This is a genomic window from Streptomyces milbemycinicus, assembly GCF_002154605.1.
GTDB classification, from domain to species: domain Bacteria; phylum Actinomycetota; class Actinomycetes; order Streptomycetales; family Streptomycetaceae; genus Streptomyces; species Streptomyces milbemycinicus.
Genome location: NZ_MUNE01000640.1, coordinates 1 through 14,696, shown reverse-complemented (window position 1 = coordinate 14,696; position 14,696 = coordinate 1). Strand labels below are relative to the sequence as shown.

16 protein-coding genes are annotated in these 14,696 nt (G+C 70.3%); 9 read left to right on the top strand and 7 right to left on the bottom strand.

The features are described 5' to 3' along the window. The first annotated feature begins 432 nt into the window (after window positions 1–432). From CCN51_RS41205 to CCN51_RS41185, 5 genes are read left to right on the top strand one after another with little or no spacing between them, the layout of a single operon-like run. Window positions 433–3,000 carry a sensor histidine kinase gene (locus CCN51_RS41205; protein ID WP_014176894.1) on the top strand — a complete coding sequence of 856 codons (2,568 nt, stop codon included), beginning with the start codon at window positions 433–435 and terminating at the stop codon, window positions 2,998–3,000. Next, window positions 2,981–3,460: a roadblock/LC7 domain-containing protein gene (locus tag CCN51_RS41200; RefSeq protein WP_014176893.1), complete on the top strand. Its 480-nt coding sequence runs from the start codon at window positions 2,981–2,983 to the stop codon at window positions 3,458–3,460. Before CCN51_RS41205 ends, CCN51_RS41200 begins: the two co-directional genes overlap by 20 nt. A gap of 52 nt (window positions 3,461–3,512) precedes the next feature. Next, a complete protein-coding gene (locus CCN51_RS41195; RefSeq protein WP_014176892.1) occupies window positions 3,513–3,992 on the top strand; it encodes a DUF742 domain-containing protein in 480 nt (159 codons plus the stop codon). Further along, window positions 3,940–4,569, top strand: a complete 630-nt coding sequence (locus CCN51_RS41190; RefSeq protein WP_014176891.1) for a GTP-binding protein — start codon at window positions 3,940–3,942, stop codon at window positions 4,567–4,569. The genes CCN51_RS41195 and CCN51_RS41190 overlap by 53 nt, the downstream gene beginning before the upstream one ends. A gap of 53 nt (window positions 4,570–4,622) precedes the next feature. Further along, window positions 4,623–5,384 carry a class I SAM-dependent methyltransferase gene (locus tag CCN51_RS41185; protein WP_014176890.1) on the top strand — a complete coding sequence of 254 codons (762 nt, stop codon included), beginning with the start codon at window positions 4,623–4,625 and terminating at the stop codon, window positions 5,382–5,384. A gap of 9 nt (window positions 5,385–5,393) precedes the next feature. Here CCN51_RS41185 and CCN51_RS41180 read toward each other — a convergent pair whose 3' ends face one another. From CCN51_RS41180 to CCN51_RS41170, 3 genes are all read right to left on the bottom strand, one after another. Then, the gene (locus tag CCN51_RS41180; protein WP_043486941.1) at window positions 5,394–5,843 is read right to left on the bottom strand and encodes a hypothetical protein; all 450 of its coding nucleotides are present in this window, start codon (window positions 5,841–5,843) and stop codon (window positions 5,394–5,396) included. A gap of 83 nt (window positions 5,844–5,926) precedes the next feature. Beyond that, window positions 5,927–6,376, bottom strand: a complete 450-nt coding sequence (locus CCN51_RS41175) for a hypothetical protein (RefSeq protein WP_143676053.1) — start codon at window positions 6,374–6,376, stop codon at window positions 5,927–5,929. 338 nt (window positions 6,377–6,714) lie between these two features. After that, a complete protein-coding gene (locus CCN51_RS41170) occupies window positions 6,715–7,644 on the bottom strand; it encodes an NADP-dependent oxidoreductase (protein ID WP_014176886.1) in 930 nt (309 codons plus the stop codon). An 89-nt stretch (window positions 7,645–7,733) separates the two neighbouring features. Here CCN51_RS41170 and CCN51_RS41165 point away from each other — a divergent pair, with 89 nt between their 5' ends. The 3 genes from CCN51_RS41165 to CCN51_RS41160 all read left to right on the top strand — a co-directional run bounded on the left by CCN51_RS41165 (window position 7,734) and on the right by CCN51_RS41160 (window position 9,748). Then, the gene (locus CCN51_RS41165; RefSeq protein ID WP_014176885.1) at window positions 7,734–8,114 is read left to right on the top strand and encodes a winged helix-turn-helix transcriptional regulator; all 381 of its coding nucleotides are present in this window, start codon (window positions 7,734–7,736) and stop codon (window positions 8,112–8,114) included. Continuing rightward, the gene (locus CCN51_RS60325) at window positions 8,111–8,230 is read left to right on the top strand and encodes a DUF5958 family protein (protein WP_405385162.1); all 120 of its coding nucleotides are present in this window, start codon (window positions 8,111–8,113) and stop codon (window positions 8,228–8,230) included. Before CCN51_RS41165 ends, CCN51_RS60325 begins: the two co-directional genes overlap by 4 nt. A gap of 72 nt (window positions 8,231–8,302) precedes the next feature. Next, on the top strand, window positions 8,303–9,748 hold the full coding sequence (locus CCN51_RS41160; RefSeq protein ID WP_043486937.1) for a recombinase family protein: 1,446 nt from the start codon (window positions 8,303–8,305) through the stop codon (window positions 9,746–9,748). A 137-nt stretch (window positions 9,749–9,885) separates the two neighbouring features. On the opposite strand, the gene CCN51_RS41155 is transcribed toward CCN51_RS41160, so the two are convergent. The 4 genes from CCN51_RS41155 to CCN51_RS41140 all read right to left on the bottom strand — a co-directional run bounded on the left by CCN51_RS41155 (window position 9,886) and on the right by CCN51_RS41140 (window position 13,436). Next, window positions 9,886–11,304: a replication initiator gene (locus CCN51_RS41155; protein ID WP_014176883.1), complete on the bottom strand. Its 1,419-nt coding sequence runs from the start codon at window positions 11,302–11,304 to the stop codon at window positions 9,886–9,888. Window positions 11,305–11,575: 271 nt separating this feature from the next. After that, window positions 11,576–11,773 (bottom strand): hypothetical protein, encoded by a 198-nt coding sequence (locus tag CCN51_RS41150; protein ID WP_043486934.1) that lies wholly within the window; start codon window positions 11,771–11,773, stop codon window positions 11,576–11,578. Next, complete coding sequence (locus CCN51_RS41145; RefSeq protein WP_014176881.1) at window positions 11,770–13,083, bottom strand: FtsK/SpoIIIE domain-containing protein; 1,314 nt, start codon at window positions 13,081–13,083, stop codon at window positions 11,770–11,772. Before CCN51_RS41145 ends, CCN51_RS41150 begins: the two co-directional genes overlap by 4 nt. After that, entirely contained in the window at window positions 13,083–13,436 is a 354-nt protein-coding gene (locus CCN51_RS41140; RefSeq protein ID WP_014176880.1) for an SCO3933 family regulatory protein, read from the bottom strand. The genes CCN51_RS41145 and CCN51_RS41140 overlap by 1 nt, the downstream gene beginning before the upstream one ends. 153 nt (window positions 13,437–13,589) lie before the next feature. Between CCN51_RS41140 and CCN51_RS41135 the strand changes: the two genes are divergently transcribed. Next, window positions 13,590–14,363, top strand: coding sequence for a GntR family transcriptional regulator (locus CCN51_RS41135; RefSeq protein ID WP_014176879.1), 774 nt, complete (start codon window positions 13,590–13,592; stop codon window positions 14,361–14,363). Window positions 14,364–14,696 lie beyond the last annotated feature (333 nt).

Below are 14,696 nucleotides of genomic sequence, written 5' to 3'. Positions count from 1 at the left end.
GGCGGTCGCGACCGCCTTGCGGGTGGGGTGCACGGGTCTCCTCGCGAGGCAAGAGGGCTACGACTTCGGGGCGGGGAAGGTACGGGCGGTTGGCGGAGACACAGCGTACGGGGCAGCGGTCCGGTCGGACGGTGGGGTGTCCGGTGAAGGTCACTCAAAGTGTCCTCAAGGCCGCCATTTCGATGGGCAAATGCCGCAGAAAGTGCATGTTTCCTGGTCTTAATCGCCTATGCCTTGCGTGGTTGCGTGCAAACGGTAGTGTTCACCGCCGGTCGGACTGTGGCGCGATTCCATCGCTCGCACGCGGGCGTGAGGCGTCGCGCGCGCGGGCGAGGTGGTTGAGAGCGTCATGCTCCCCCGGTCGTCGGCGGTCGGCACCAACAACACCTCGGTCACCGCTCAGAAGCACATGAAAGGAGGCCCGGGGTGTCTGTGGACACGGTGGACCCATCGCTCGGACCCAAGCCCGAAGCCGGTCCCGAACCCAGTCCCGATCCCGACTCGTCCGACAGTGCGCCGCTGACGCCGCGGACCCGCCGGAGGGCGGCGGCGCTTCTCGACCGATGGCCGTTCCGGCGCAAACTCAATGTCCTGGTGGCCGTGCCCGTCGCGGTCGTCGGCGTGCTGCTGGCCGTCGGCGTCACCAGCGAGGTGAACCAGGCCCAGGACGCCTCCCGGACCGCCGACCTGGTGCGCGACAGCACACAGGTCGCGGAGCTGATCAACGACCTCCAGGCCGAACACCGCCAGGCGCTGCTGCTGTCCGTACAGCACGACGCCCTCCGGCCCGGCACCGCCCTGCCCTCGACCAACGCCTACCGCAAGGCGCAGCGCAAGACCGAAGACCAGGCAGCCGCCGTGCGTTCGGCCTTCGCCGAGCAGGGCCTGCCGAAGGAGGAGGCACAGGCGCTCGAGTACGTCCGGGGCCTGGCCGTACTGCGCGACAAGGTCGAACGGGGCTCGGTCTCGGCCGCCGGCATCAGCCCGGCGTACTCGGCCGCCGTCGAGTACCTGATCGACGGCGTCGGGCTCGACACCTCCTCCGACACCTCGTCGTCCTCGATCATCCGGCTGCTCGACGCGGTGCTGCGCGCCGACGCCGCCCACGCGGCCTTCGAGAGCGGGGTGTTCTCCGCACAGACCCAGGACGCCAACGCCCTCACCGAGTACAGCCACGCGGTCAGCGCCCACGCGGTCTACGACTACCAGGTGGAACGGTTCAGCAGGATCGCCACCCGGGAACAGGTCCTGGCCCTCAGCGGCATCGAGCGCGCAGCCGAGCAGAACGGCATCTCGGACCAGTTCGCGGAGCTCCAGATCGACCCGAGCTCCCTGCAGGGCCAGACGGCGCAGCAGCTGCGCAAGGCGATGGCCGCCGGAACCGACCAGGCCGAATCCCGCCTCGACATCACCCAGTCGCTCATCGGACAGATCGCCGACCGGGCCGACAGCCTCTCCAAGAGCGCCCTGGACAAGGCGCTGGTCATGCTCGCGCTCGCCCTGCTCGGCTTCGCCGTCTGGCTGACGTTCTCCGTTCTGGTCCGCCGCTCGGTCGTACGCCCCCTGGCGGCCCTGACCGGCGCCGCGCACCAGGTGGTCGACGTGGCGGGCCAGGAACTCGCCAGGGTCGAGGACGACGACGACTCGGTGGAGCGCACCCCGCTGAGCCCGCAGCCGATCCCGGTCCCGGTCCGCGACGAGATCGGCGACCTGGCCGAGGCCTTCAACCAGGTGCAGATCACCGCCGCGGCGCTGCTGGAGCGGCAGGTGCTCAGCCGCCAGAACGTCGCCGAGATGTTCGGCAACGTCGGGCGGCGCGTCTCCAACCTGACCTCGCGCCAGCTCATGCTGATCGACGCCGTCGAACGCGAGGAGACCGACCCCGAGGTCCTGGAACGGCTCTACCGCATCGACCACATCGCCGTACGCCTCCAGCGCAACGCCGACAGCCTGATGCTGCTCGCCGGCATCCGGGAGACGGATGTGGATGCCCGGCCGATCACCCTGGCCAACGTCATCCGGGCGGGCCTCGGCCGGATCGAGGGGTTCCAGCGGGTGGCCCTGCGGTCCGAGACGGAGATCACCGTCGCGCCCGACATCATCGCCGACCTGACGCTGATGCTCGCCGAACTGCTGGAGAACGCGGTCTCCTTCTCGCCCTCCCATACGCCCGTCGAGGTGGTCGTCCGGCCCGGCAGCGATGTCAGCTCGGACGGCGGGGCGCTGATCGAGGTCATCGACCACGGTCTGGGGATGAGTGCGGAACGCCTCGACGAGGAGAACGCGCGACTCGTCCGCCGCGAGCGGCTGGACCTCGTACCGAGCAAGGTGCTCGGCCTCTTCGTGGTCGGCAGCCTCGCCCGGCGCTGGGGCATCCGGGTCTCCCTGAGCCGTACGCCCGGGGGCGGGGTCACCGGCTCCGTCTGGATCCCGGCCGCGCTGATGCTGACCGTGAGCCCGCTGGACCTGACGCCGGCCATGGACGCGGCGACGGCTACGGATGCGGCTACGGATGCGGCTACGGACCCGGCCACGACCGGAACCGTCTGGGAACTCCCGGCCAGGCCGGACCCCCTGACGCAGCCCGAGCGGGAATCCGCCGCGCCCACGCCGCTGCCCGTACGGACCCCCGCCACCGCCGCGCCGGCGCAGCCGGGCGGGCTGCCCCGGCGCATCCCGAACCGCAAGGGGACGGACCGGCCGGCCGCCGACGCACAGACAACCGACGCGTCGTCCATCGACGCACCGTCCTCCCGCCCGCTGCGCAAGCGGGTACGGGGAGCGACCCTCGCCACGACCACGGCGCCCGCCGACCGGGGCATCCCGGCCGTGCGCGGGCCCGTCGACGCCGAGGCGGTCCGCAGCGAACTCGACGAGTTCGAGGCCGCCGTACGCAGGGCCCAGCAGGACAGCGCCGCCGCCCCGACGGAGCCGGCACCGGCACCGTCCCCATCACAGAGATCCCGGAAGGAGTCGGGCAGTGACAACGCCGACAGATAACGGCAGTTCCGAGGAGCGGGCGGAACCCACCGATCTGCGCGCCGCCGCGGCCGACTTCACCTGGCTGCTGGACCGGTTCGCGAGCGAGACCGCCGGAGTGGTGGACGCCATCGCGGTGTCCTCCGACGGCCTGCTGATCGCCGTCTCCCAACTGCGCGAGCAGGCCGACTCGGAGCGGCTTGCCGCGATCGTGTCCGGCATCACCAGCCTCGCCGCGGGCGCCTCCGGCAACTACGGCCTCGGCGGCCTCAACAAGGTCATCATCGACCTGGAGGGCGGCCACGTACTGGTGTCGGCCATCGGCAGCGGGGCCGTTCTCGGCGTAGTGGCCTCGAAGGAGGCGAAGCTGGGCAATATCGCCTATGAGATGACCCTGTTCGCCAACCGGGCCGGAGCCGCGCTCACTCCCCAGCTGGTGCTGGAGCTGAAGAAGAACGCCGGCGCCACCCCGGCCGGCTGACCCGTCCCACCACACAGGGACACAGGGCACAGGCATTCAGAAGGGGATCGTGATGGCCGCCGGTGAACCAGTACCGCACGAGGCAGCGGGCAGCGCGGGCAGCGCGGGCAGCGCGGGCAGGGCGGGCAGCGCCTGGGACGCGCCGGAGCCGGCCGGCCGCGCCTCCGCGGTCCGGCCGTTCCTGCTGACCGCCGGCCGGGTGTCGGGGAGCGGCGCCGCGCCGTCGCTCCCGGTCGAGTCCCAGGTGGTGGCGACCCCGACCGGGCTCTCCGCCCTGGACTCGCTCGCCTTCGAACACCACGACCTCGTCGCCGCCTGCCGGCGCCCGCAGTCGGTGGCGGAGCTCGCCGCCCAGCTGCGACTGCACCTCAACGTGGTCCGGGTGCTGGCGGGAGACCTGTGCACCGCCGGACATCTGGCGGTCCATGTGCCGAACGCCAAGGCGACCCAGGACATCTCCGTACTGCGAAGGGTTATCGATGGTCTCCGTGCCGTCCCCGACTCCCGGGGCACACTCCGCGACAGCAGCTGAACCGCCGTCGGCCGGCCAGCCGCCGCTGCCGGTCAAGCTGGTCATCGCCGGCGGCTTCGGGGTCGGCAAGACCACAGCGGTGGGCGCGATCTCCGAGATCCGCCCGCTGACCACCGAGGCCGCGATCACGGAGGTCGCGGCGGGGGTGGACGATCTCACGCACACCCCCGGCAAGACCACCACCACGGTCGCGATGGACTTCGGCTGCATCACCATCGACCCGACGCTCAAGCTGTATCTGTTCGGCACGCCGGGCCAGGACCGGTTCGGCTTCATGTGGGACGACGTGGTCGAGGGCGCCCTCGGCGGCCTGGTGATCGTGGACACCCGCCGCCTGGACGACTGTTACGCGGCGGTGGACTACTTCGAGCACAAGGACGTCCCCTTCGCCGTCGCCGTGAACGCCTTCGACGGGGAGGTGCAGCACGACCTCGACGAGGTGCGGTGGGCGCTGGACATCTCCGAACACGTACCGCTGGTCGTCTTCGACGCCCGGGAGACGGGCTCGGTCCGGGACGCGCTGCTGGTCGTCCTCGACGTCGCCCTGACCCGGGCGCAGAGCGCGGCTGTGAGCTGAGCGTGAGCTGAGGCCGCGCGAGGAGTGGAGGAGCGGGGGAGGAGGATGGCGGGATGACCACCACCTCGCGCGCCCATTCGTTCAACGAGGCCGCCGCCCAGTACGCCGCGAACCGCCCCTCCTACCCGCCCGCCCTCCTGGACGCCGTCGAGCAGATCATGGACCGCCCCCTCGCCGGCGCCCGCGTCGCCGACGTCGGCGCGGGCACCGGAATCGCCACGGCCCTGCTGCGCGAGCGCGGCGCCGACGTGACCGCGGTCGAGCCCGGCGACGGTATGGCGGCCCAGTTCCGCCGTACGCTGCCCGACGCGCCCATCGTCCGCGGCGACGGCAACGCCCTGCCCCTCGCCGACGCGTCCCACGACCTCATCACCTACGCCCAGTCCTGGCACTGGACCGACACCACCCGTTCCGTCCCCGAGGCGCTGCGCGTCCTGCGCCCGGGCGGCGCGCTCGCGCTCTGGTGGAACACCAGCGCCCTCGACGTGCCGTGGATCGCCGCACAGGACGAGCGCGTCGCCCACCACTGCGGAGTGAAGTCCCCCTCCAGGGAACGCCCCCACGACGACCTCGCCATCCAACTGGCGGGCCTGGCAGGTCTCAACGTCGCACGCCGCCAGCTGCGCTGGAGCCGCACCGTCCCGCTCGACACCCATCTCGCCAACATCGGCAGCCACTCGGCGTTCCTCGTCCTCGGCGAGGCCGGCACCCACGCCTTCCTCACCGAGGAGCGCACCCGGATAGGCGAGATCTTCCCCGAGGGGATGGTGGAGGAGACGTACGTGGTAGAGCTCCTGGTCGCCACCCGGCCCTAAGACCCTGAGCTACGCCGAACCTTCCGTGTCGGCCGCGGCACGACTGGCCAGCCGCTCGTAACGCTGCCGGGCGGCCTGCGGAGTCCCGAGCCCGAGCCCGAAGGCCACCTCCTGCCACGTCATACCGCGGCCCCGCGCCATCTGGAGCAGCCCGACCTCCAGCTCGTCCATCTCCCCGCGCACCAGCGGGACGAGGCTCAACGCGGCAGTGATATCGGCCTGATCCACCTCCGCCTCCCCATCAACCGGCTGAGCGGCCCCACTGAGCAGGAACGACACCAGCCTGACGGCCTCGTGCGGCCCGATGAGCGAAGCGTGTGCCTGCCGCCGGCGCTGCTCGTCGGTGGCGGCGTGCCGCTCGGCGATGCGCATGAGAGACGCGTAGACGCGGTGGGCTCGTGCCTGGTCCGGCGACGGGGGTGTGAAGGGATCGGGGTGCTGATCGGGAGTTGACGACATGAGATCAGGATGGGCGGAGCACGATCTGATGTCAACTGATTGTTGTAAACAGATCGTTCAAAGAGTGCGGTGGTGTGTGCGGGCTACCCGATGTCCACCACCGCAACCCCCGGAGCGAAGCGGGTGACCGCGGCGCCCAGCCGCTCCCTGCCGAGGCGCCAGCCGCTCTCCGGCCGGAAGATGTCGACGTCGGCGGGAAGGTGCGGCGCCAGGGCGCGCATCGTGACGCGGCCGGCCGGCCCCCGGATACCTCCGGGCACCGCCGGTGCGCCTTCGTGCCTGGCCAATCCGATGTACGGGATCGAGGCGGCCGAATGCTGTCGCCAGAGAACGACGGCTGTGATGTCCTGCCGGGGCACGTGGACCGCGCCCGACCGGCGGAGGGCAGGATTCCCGCCGAACAGCACACCCGTCTCGTCGACGCGCAGCGCCACCTTGCCGTTGATGGCGGAATACGCCGTGAACAGCCCTCCGACGACGGCGAACGGCAGCACCAGGATCCGCGCGTACAGCGGTTTGTCCGGGAGCGTCACCGCGCCCACCGCGCCGAGCGCGAAAAGGATGATGGTGACAGTCCTCTGTGTTCCGTGGGAAGGGTCGCGGTGCAACTCGACTGTGCGGGTACGGGGGCCGGTCAGAGGGCTATCCGCGTCGACCGCGCCCCCGGCCGCGTCCGCGTCGGCCGGTCGCCCTCATGGTGAGCGATGCGTCGCCCAAGGCTTGAGGGGCACGGTGGGCGCAAACAGCTACGGAACCTGGGAGGCGACGTGGCCGAGTACGTGTACACCGCCTCCCACCTCGCCGAACAGCCGGAACAGACGCTGGTGAGCTACTTCGACAGCACGGAACCGGCCGATGAAGGGGGGCGGGCCTAGACGGTGAGGACGAGCTTGCCCTGGAGGTGACCGCCGTCGAGCAGCCGGTGCGCGTCGGCGACGCGCTCGAACGGGAACGTCTCCTGCACGTGGACCCGGAGCCTGCCCTGTTCGACGAGTTCGACGAGACCTCGCAGGGCGACCGGATCGGGGTCGACCGCGATGCCGCTGAAGCGCATGCCGGCCGCCTCGTACTTGGCGGCGAGCTCCGAATCCTCCTCGGCGACCGCCGTCACCAGGTGACCGCCTGGGCGGAGCACTTCGAGCGACCGCTCGACGGTGTCGCCGCCGATCGTGTCGAGCACGACGTCGATGTCGCGGACCGCCTCGGTGAAGTCGACCGCCGTGTAGTCGATCACCTCGTCGGCGCCGAACCCCTCGATGAACTTCCGCTTGCTCCCGCCGGCGGTCGCGATCACGTGCGCACCGAGCGCCTTCGCGATCTGGATCGCGACGTGGCCGACCCCGCCACCACCGCCGTGGACCAGGACGCGGTCGCCCTCGGTCACGCCGCCGAGGTCGACGAGGCCCTGCCACGCCGTCAGCCCGACGACCGGCAGCGCCGACGCCTCGACGTGCGAGAGCGACGCCGGCTTGCGTGCCAGGTGCAACGCCGGCGCCGACACGACCTCGGCGTACGCGCTCGCCGCCCGCGGGAACAGCGGCATCCCGAACACCTCGTCGCCGGGCCTGAACCGCCACGTCCCCGGCGCGTCCTCGACCACGCCGCTGATGTCCCAGCCGAGGATGAACGGCGGCTGGCCGATCAGCGGGAACTCGCCGGCGCGCAGGCGCGCCTCCAGCGGGTTCAGCCCGATCGCCTTGACGCGGACGAGAACCTCGGACGGGAGGGGCTGGGGCTCGGGCACGTCCACGATGGTGAGCACCTCGGGACCGCCGAGCGTCTGCTGGGTGATGACTCGCATGACTCTCCTGGCTTTGGAGGGGGAGAGAACCCAGGCTAGGTTTCCGATAGGAACCAGCAGGTACCTTTGGCGCAGGTACCTTTGGCGCCATGAGCGGTTTCGGTCCCGGCGATCCCTTTCTCGCCGACTGTCCGGCGCGTCTGGCGGTCGAGCTCATCGCCGACAAGTGGACAGTGGTCGTGCTCTACGGCCTCAGCGAGGGCCCCGTGCGCCATGGCGAGCTGATCGAGCTGATCGGCGGCATCTCCCGCAAGATGCTCACCCAGACGCTCCGACGGCTCGAGGCGCACGGACTCATCCGCCGCCACGCCTACGCCGAGGTGCCGCCCCGCGTCGAGTACGAGCTCACCCCGCTCGGAGCGACGCTGATCGATCCGATCCACATGCTGACCGAGTGGGCGAGGGCGAACGGCGACGCAGTGCTCGATGCGCTCGACGCCGATCCCGACCCGGTCGCCCATAGCGACTGAGACCCCCGCTGGCAATCGCTGACACCCGCCGACGGGCTCGTCTCTGTGCCGACGGGTGCCATCACGCCTGGCATCACCTGGATGCTCACCCGGATGCCGGGCCAACTGCTACTTGATCAGCCTTGCGCAGGGGCAACACCGATCGGGCAGGAGACCCCCGTGCCTACGAGGCTGTACCAATGTGACCCATGGCGACACGAGCAGCGATCTACGTTCGGATCAGTCAGGACCGTGGTGGTGCCGGGTTGGGCATCGCGCGACAAGAGGAGGACTGCCGGGCCCTTTGCGCCCGAAAGGGGTGGGAGGTCATCGATGTCTATTCGGACAACGACGTCAGCGCCTACTCGGGAGCGCCCCGGCCTGCCTGGCAGGAGCTCATAGATGACATCAATCAGGGTCTCGTCGACGCGGTGGCGTGCTGGCACGTAGACCGTCTTACCCGGTCACCGCGCGAGCTGGAAGACGTGATCGACATCGCGGACCGACACGGGTTGGAGCTGGCGACCGTCAGCGGTGAAATCGACCTTGCCACCCCGACCGGCCGCATGATCGCCCGCATGCTCGGTGCCGCCGCACGCCACGAGGCGGAGCACAAGGCCGAGCGGCAGCAGCGGCAGCGGCGCCAGGCGGCCGAGGCGGGGAAGATCGCTGGGGGCGGCAAACGTCCGTTCGGGTATGAGGACGACCGGATCACGGTCCGGGAGAGCGAAGCCGAGATCATCCGGGAGGGGGCACGCCGCGTCCTTGCCGGTGAGAGTCTGGCGAGCATCTGCCGTGACTGGAAGGACCGGGGGTTCGTCACAGCGGCGGGCATCCCGTGGAAGCCGAGCGGACTCCGCCGCATGCTTGCGTCCGCCAGGGTCAGCGGACGCCGGGAGCACACCCCGCGCAGCTCATGGAAGGGGACCCGCCCACTACTGGGGGAGATCGTGAGCGACGCGATGTGGCCCGGCATCATCAGTCACGAGGACTCCGACCGGCTACGAGCGCTGCTGAGCGATCCCAACCGGCGCCTGGCCAACAGCGGCGGCAGCCGCAGCTACCTGCTGTCCGGCATCCTCCGATGCGGCAAGCCGACCGGGGAACCCGACAAGACCTGTGGCTGGGGGATGGTCGGCCGCCCCCGATCCGGTGTCCCCCGCTACGTGTGCCCCAACGTGCCGGGGACCGGTGCGTGTGGTGGCACGGCTACGAACGCTGAGAAGACGGACGATCACATCCGTGACATGGTGCTCGCGGCGTTCGAGTCGCCTGTCTTCATGCAGCGCCTTCGTGAGCCGGACGACGGCGGCAACGAGCTGTACGAGCAGATCCGAGCCGATGAGGAAGAGCTAGAGGGGCTGGCGGAGGACTACGGCAACCGGATGATCAGCCGTAAGGAATGGATGGTGGCTCGTGCACCGATCCAGGAACGGCTGGAGCGCAATCGAAACAAGCTCGCCAAGGTATCGCGCAAGGCCGTCCTTCTGGGGTTCGTCGGCAGCTACGAGGACATGCAGAGCCGCTGGGAAGAGATGAACGACTCCCAGCGGCGCGCGGTGATCACGGCAGCGGTCCGAGCCATTCACGTCGTACCCGCGAATCCTCGCAAGAGGTGGGACCCGGACCGCTTCGTCATCGACTGGATCGCCTGACACGGTGGTGGTGCGCGGTGTGGGGATCGGCCCGCACGAGGGCGAAGACCCGCACCGCGCGTTCGATCACGGCAAGATCCTCGATGACCGGAGGAAGGCCCTGCCGGGCGCGAGAAGCGGCAACACGATGCCGAAGATCATCCGGAGCCAAGAGCACCCCCGGAGTTGGCGGTCAGTTCCTCGCGCGCGACCTCTCGGTTACGGAAGAGGTCTTCTGCGATGCCAGCGGCGAGGAGGGCAGCCCCCGGGGTGTGGCCGGAGCCGACGTATCGCCAGTGGGCGTCCGTGATCACGTCGGTGTTGTCGGCGAGTTGGGCCCCGCTGCGTTGGTGGTCGGCTCGTTCGGTGCGCAAGGCCGTGTATGTCGTCGAGTACGCGCGTGACTTGGTGAGGATGTGGCCCCGGTAGCCGAGGGTGTGAGCCCACGCGCGCAGGTGCAGCGGTTCCAGTTCGGGGAGGCCGCCGAGGCGCCAGCAGGAGCCCATCAGGGCGCGCATGTGTGCCGACACAGGGGCCGCCGCGATGTCCTGCGGGCCGGTGATCCGGTGGTCGAGTCCGGCGCTGGTGTCGGCCGCTCCCTTGGTGACGTACTTGGCCACGTAGGCCGCCACCGCATCGTCGGCCAGGCTCTCACGTCCGCCGAAGGCACGCAGCGGCCGGACGTCCAGCTCGGTGCCCCAGCGCAGCTCGTGTTCCCCGAGGGCCGGGTTGTAGGGGGTTCGAAGGCGTACGGCCGCCGCAGCAGTGCGGACCACGGTCGCGAGGACGTCAGCCGTTGCCCAGGCCGGAGGCGGATCATTGGGGCCGGTAGCGCCGTCCAGGCGCACGACGGCGTGGACGTGGACGGCCGCGCGTTTCTGGTACTCGGCGACCTTCGCGTAGGAGATGCGCACGGTGCGGCGCAGGCCGCTGCGGGTCCGGCCGACGCGGGCAGCGAGATGGTTGTACAGGTTGTCCGTGAACGCCTTCCACAGGCGCCCCGCGTGCCCGTGCCACAACACGTGTGCCGCGTAGTCGTAGCAGCCAGGGCACAGCGGTTGGCCGACGAGCGGGTCACCCGCGTCATGGACGGCCGGACAGCCGACGGGACGGCCGTGCTCGCATGCGCCAGCGTTGCGGCGCGGTCGGCAGCGTGCGCCGTCGAGGGTGGCGCGGTGGACCGGGCCGAAGCCGGGGGCGGTCAGGGTGACGAAGAGCCGGGGCCGCTCGCGGACATCGGCGGGAACGGTCTTGCCGCCGACGAGTCCGGCCCGCACGAGGTGAAAGGTGTCTCCGGCGTGGATGCGGGAGCAGGGGGCGCAGACGGTTGCGCGGCGGTTGCGGCAGCGGATCAGGAGCCGTTCGCCGGGTTCGTTGCGGGTGTCGTAGTGGTGCAGGATCTCGCCGGTCGCCGCATCCCGGGTGGTGGTGGAGCCGCTGAGGTGGATCGGGTGGGCACAGCCGCCTGTGGCGGTGATCTGGCCGAGCCAGCGGTCGAAGTGGGGGTCTTGGACGAGGCGGATCAGGTCTTGGTCAACTTCGGAGAGCTGACGCAGGCGCGCCGCGCGGTCGAGCACGGCGCGCCTGTCAGCCGAGGGGTTCTCGGCGGTGATGGTGGGGACCTCCCGGGGTGGGCCGCCGAAGCGGCACGGATGATGGCTGGGGTTGGGTGGCTTGGGTCCATAGCGATCACTCCTGATGGGTTGGCGGGGTCAGCGGATGGTGCCGGTGCCTCGGCAGCAGCGGCAGCGCCGCCGATGTCCGGTGCGGGTCCTGCGATAGCGCTCTCCCTTGCACACAGGGCAGCGCACGCGGCGCATGGTCATCTCTCGGGGCCTCCCTGGTGGTCTAGCTGTTGTGGGCGAAGCCGGAGAAGAGCCAGTTCACGAGGCCGTCTGCGGTAAAGAGCACGGGTGTCTGTCCCAGGTACATGCCGAACAGGCCGATCAAGACGGCCTCCCACCACCGCACCTCGCGGGAGCGGACCAGCAGGACCGTGGCGAGGCCGAACAGCAGCACCAGCGGTAGGGCAGCGTTCTCGCTCATGCGGTCGTACCCCCGTCGTCCAGGGTTTCCAGAGCGCGCGCCACACGGTGGACGCGAGGGGTCACGCTCGCGCATTCGGCAGCCATCGCCCGAGCGTCATCCGGCGTGATCAGGTGCGACCGCCCCCGGACCCAACCGCCCAGCTCGCCCGTGGTGATCGCGACGCCCTGTTCGGCCTCCCCGATCGACTGAGCGACCGCCACCGCATCCTTGTTCAGATCGCCGAGGGCCATCTCTGCCGTGCCGGGGTCGTTGACGCGGTGGCAGATGCGGCCGCCCAACTGGGCCCGCAGAGCCGTCACGCCGGGCCCAAGGTCAGAGCCGACCCGTTGCCCGGCCACGACCAGGTGCACCCCGAGGGCCGCGCCGAGCTGTGCCAGCCGCAGGAGGTAGGTCGAGCACTGCTCGGCCTCGGCCCGCTGCTCCTTGCTCCCGTTGGTCAAGAACAGCTCGGCCAGCTCATCCACGATCACCACGACGGGCACGGGCCGTTCCACCTCGGGCAGGTCCCATATCGAACGGGCCCCGGCCAGGCGGCAGGCCCACATGCGGTCCTGCATGTCAACGACCAGCGCACCCAGCACGGCTACGGCTTCTCGGCGGCAGGTGGCCAGGGCTGTCAGCCGCTTTTCGAACAGGCCCAGTTCCATGCCTCCCTTGCAGTCGATGCCGACCAGGGCGACACGTTGCGGGGCAAGCTCGGTGACCAGCCGGGCCAGCAGCGTGGACTTTCCCGACTGCGTAGCGCCGACGATCAGCCAGTGCGGCACCCGCCGGAAGTCCATCACCCAGGCCCGCCCTGTCTCCAGAGCACCGACGACCGCCGACAGCAGCGCCGCCGACACAGCCCCCGTCGGCCGGTCCGGGTGTTCCAGGGGGTCACTGGCCGTCGCGGTGATCAGCACGACCCCGCGTTCAGGGGAGGCGATCCGTACTGCGTGCATGCGCCAGGCGTGCGCGAACGCGTCCGCCGCAGCGAGGAAGGGCGCCGGGGTCTGTCCGGCATGCAGCCGCACCAGCAACGACAGCCCGTGCGGCGTAGGACGGGGGAAGGAGCAGCGCGGCGCCCTGGTGCGCAGCGGTTCACCTCTGACGGCCAGGTCTCCCAGAAGGCGCCGGTTGGGCTTGTGGGAGACCGTGAGGTCGTTGAGGTGGGCCACCTTGCGCCAGGTGAGGACCACCCGCAGCGCGGCACGGGGGTATCCGGTGAGGTACCAGAACCAATCCGGCCGCCGCTCTTGCAGATGCAGGCCCAGCGCCAGCAGCCAGGCCAGCACCAGCAGAACGGTCGCGAGGATGAGCGAAGCCATCAGGCACCACCGCCCTTAACCGCCGCCGACGACCCAGCCGGAGCCACGGGGGTGATGGCCGCCGCCCGGAAGCTGATGCCGTGACGCTCGCCCATGTTCCAGGCGAACGCCTCCAGGCCGGTCACCCGCACCTCCGCCCCTTCAACGACCCCCTTGGGTTCGCCGGGAACGGCGATCTCGATCACCGAGACCCGACGCCCTTCCTGACGCACCGTCACAGCAACTGAGTAGATGGTGTTGCCGTCTCGGTCCTTCTTGACCTCCTTGCTTTCGAAATCCGCGATCTTCGGTTCGGGCCCGACCGCGCACCGCAGTACGCCCAGCCGGGATGTGTCCACGGGAATGGACTGCATGTTTCTTGGCCTCCTTGGCCACTCAGGCACCAGGCCTAGGACGTCACCTGATGTCACTCGTGCTTACGAGTGGCCAACTATGCATGCCTTGACGACCGGAGGCAAGTACTTATGCTTACGAGTGACATCAGCTCACGTCAGGAGAGGCTGACCATGGGAGAAATCCAGCGCCCCGGAGCGCTGTACCAGCAGGTTGCCGCCGAGATCCGCAGCGGCATCGCGGCAGGTGAGTACAAGCCCGGGAGCCCGCTCCCCTCAGAGACCCAGCTCATCGAGCGGTACAAGGTCAGCCGCCCGACCGTCCGCAAGGCCATCGCCGCACTCCGCGCGGAAGGCCTGATCGAGGTCATCCACGGCAAGGGCAGCTACGTCCGCGCCATCCCCGCCCCCGCCGTCACGATCGAGCGGACCATCACCCGCACCGGCAAGACCTTCCAGACCGGCCACCACACGTGGGAGCAGGCCGAGACCCCGACCGTCTACCGCACCACCACCACGGCCACCACGGGCCCACTGCTCGGCCTTGACGAGGGGGAAGCGCTCTTCGGCGTTGACCGGCTGCTGACCGACCCGAAGACCGGTACCCGAGCCATGCACCGCGTGCTGATCCCGTTCGCCACCGCCGCCGACGAGGCCGAGCAGCTCGGCGAGGCGCCGGACACCGAGCCGGAGCAGATCTATGCCGCTCTCACCGCCGCTGGGCACAATCTGACCTGGCAGGAGACCGTGAGCGCCCGGATGCCGCTGCCCGACGAGCGCAGCACGCTGGACATCCCCGATGCGACGCCGATCGTGCACACCGCCCGCGTCACACTCGGCAACGACGACCGTCCCCTTCTCCTCGAAGAGCTCCGCGCCAGCGCCGACCGCGCCCAGCTCGTTTACCGCATCACCGCCGACCGCCCGCGCCAGCTCCGCGCCGTCTGAGCCCCAGACTTGGCGATCTGTCGAAACTTGCCTTCACTTACTCAAGGGCGCGCCTTGCGGCGCGCCGGGCGGCCAGGCCGCCCCGCCGGGCTGCGGCGTGGCCGCCGGTCCCGTCGGGCGCCCGCCGCCCGCACTCCCAGTGCACCCGTGATCGTTCACCGGGGAGCCGACCGCCGTTGGGGCTGGTGCGTTGTGGCTGGGGCCGACGNNAGGCAGCCACCACGGGGCGAGCCTCTAAGAACAGGGGGCCAATCGGTCGCAAACGCGGGCAGGTCCAAAGACCCGCCCGATTCGCCGGGCCAGCGTAAGGCCCCCTGTTCTCTCGCCCCGTGG

Bases quoted from the DNA above. Each gene is read 5' to 3' on its own strand.
- CCN51_RS41195 (WP_014176892.1), top strand. From the start codon at position 3,513: ATGGCCGCCGGTGAACCAGTACCGCACGAGGCAGCGGGCAGCGCGGGC.
- CCN51_RS41165 (WP_014176885.1), top strand. From the start codon at position 7,734: ATGAGCGGTTTCGGTCCCGGCGATCCCTTTCTCGCCGACTGTCCGGCG.
- CCN51_RS41135 (WP_014176879.1), top strand. From the start codon at position 13,590: ATGGGAGAAATCCAGCGCCCCGGAGCGCTGTACCAGCAGGTTGCCGCC.
- CCN51_RS41140 (WP_014176880.1), bottom strand. From the start codon at position 13,436: ATGCAGTCCATTCCCGTGGACACATCCCGGCTGGGCGTACTGCGGTGC.
- CCN51_RS41185 (WP_014176890.1), top strand. From the start codon at position 4,623: ATGACCACCACCTCGCGCGCCCATTCGTTCAACGAGGCCGCCGCCCAG.
- CCN51_RS41190 (WP_014176891.1), top strand. From the start codon at position 3,940: ATGGTCTCCGTGCCGTCCCCGACTCCCGGGGCACACTCCGCGACAGCA.
- CCN51_RS41145 (WP_014176881.1), bottom strand. From the start codon at position 13,083: ATGGCTTCGCTCATCCTCGCGACCGTTCTGCTGGTGCTGGCCTGGCTG.
- CCN51_RS41170 (WP_014176886.1), bottom strand. From the start codon at position 7,644: ATGCGAGTCATCACCCAGCAGACGCTCGGCGGTCCCGAGGTGCTCACC.
- CCN51_RS41150 (WP_043486934.1), bottom strand. From the start codon at position 11,773: ATGAGCGAGAACGCTGCCCTACCGCTGGTGCTGCTGTTCGGCCTCGCC.
- CCN51_RS41160 (WP_043486937.1), top strand. From the start codon at position 8,303: ATGGCGACACGAGCAGCGATCTACGTTCGGATCAGTCAGGACCGTGGT.
- CCN51_RS41180 (WP_043486941.1), bottom strand. From the start codon at position 5,843: ATGTCGTCAACTCCCGATCAGCACCCCGATCCCTTCACACCCCCGTCG.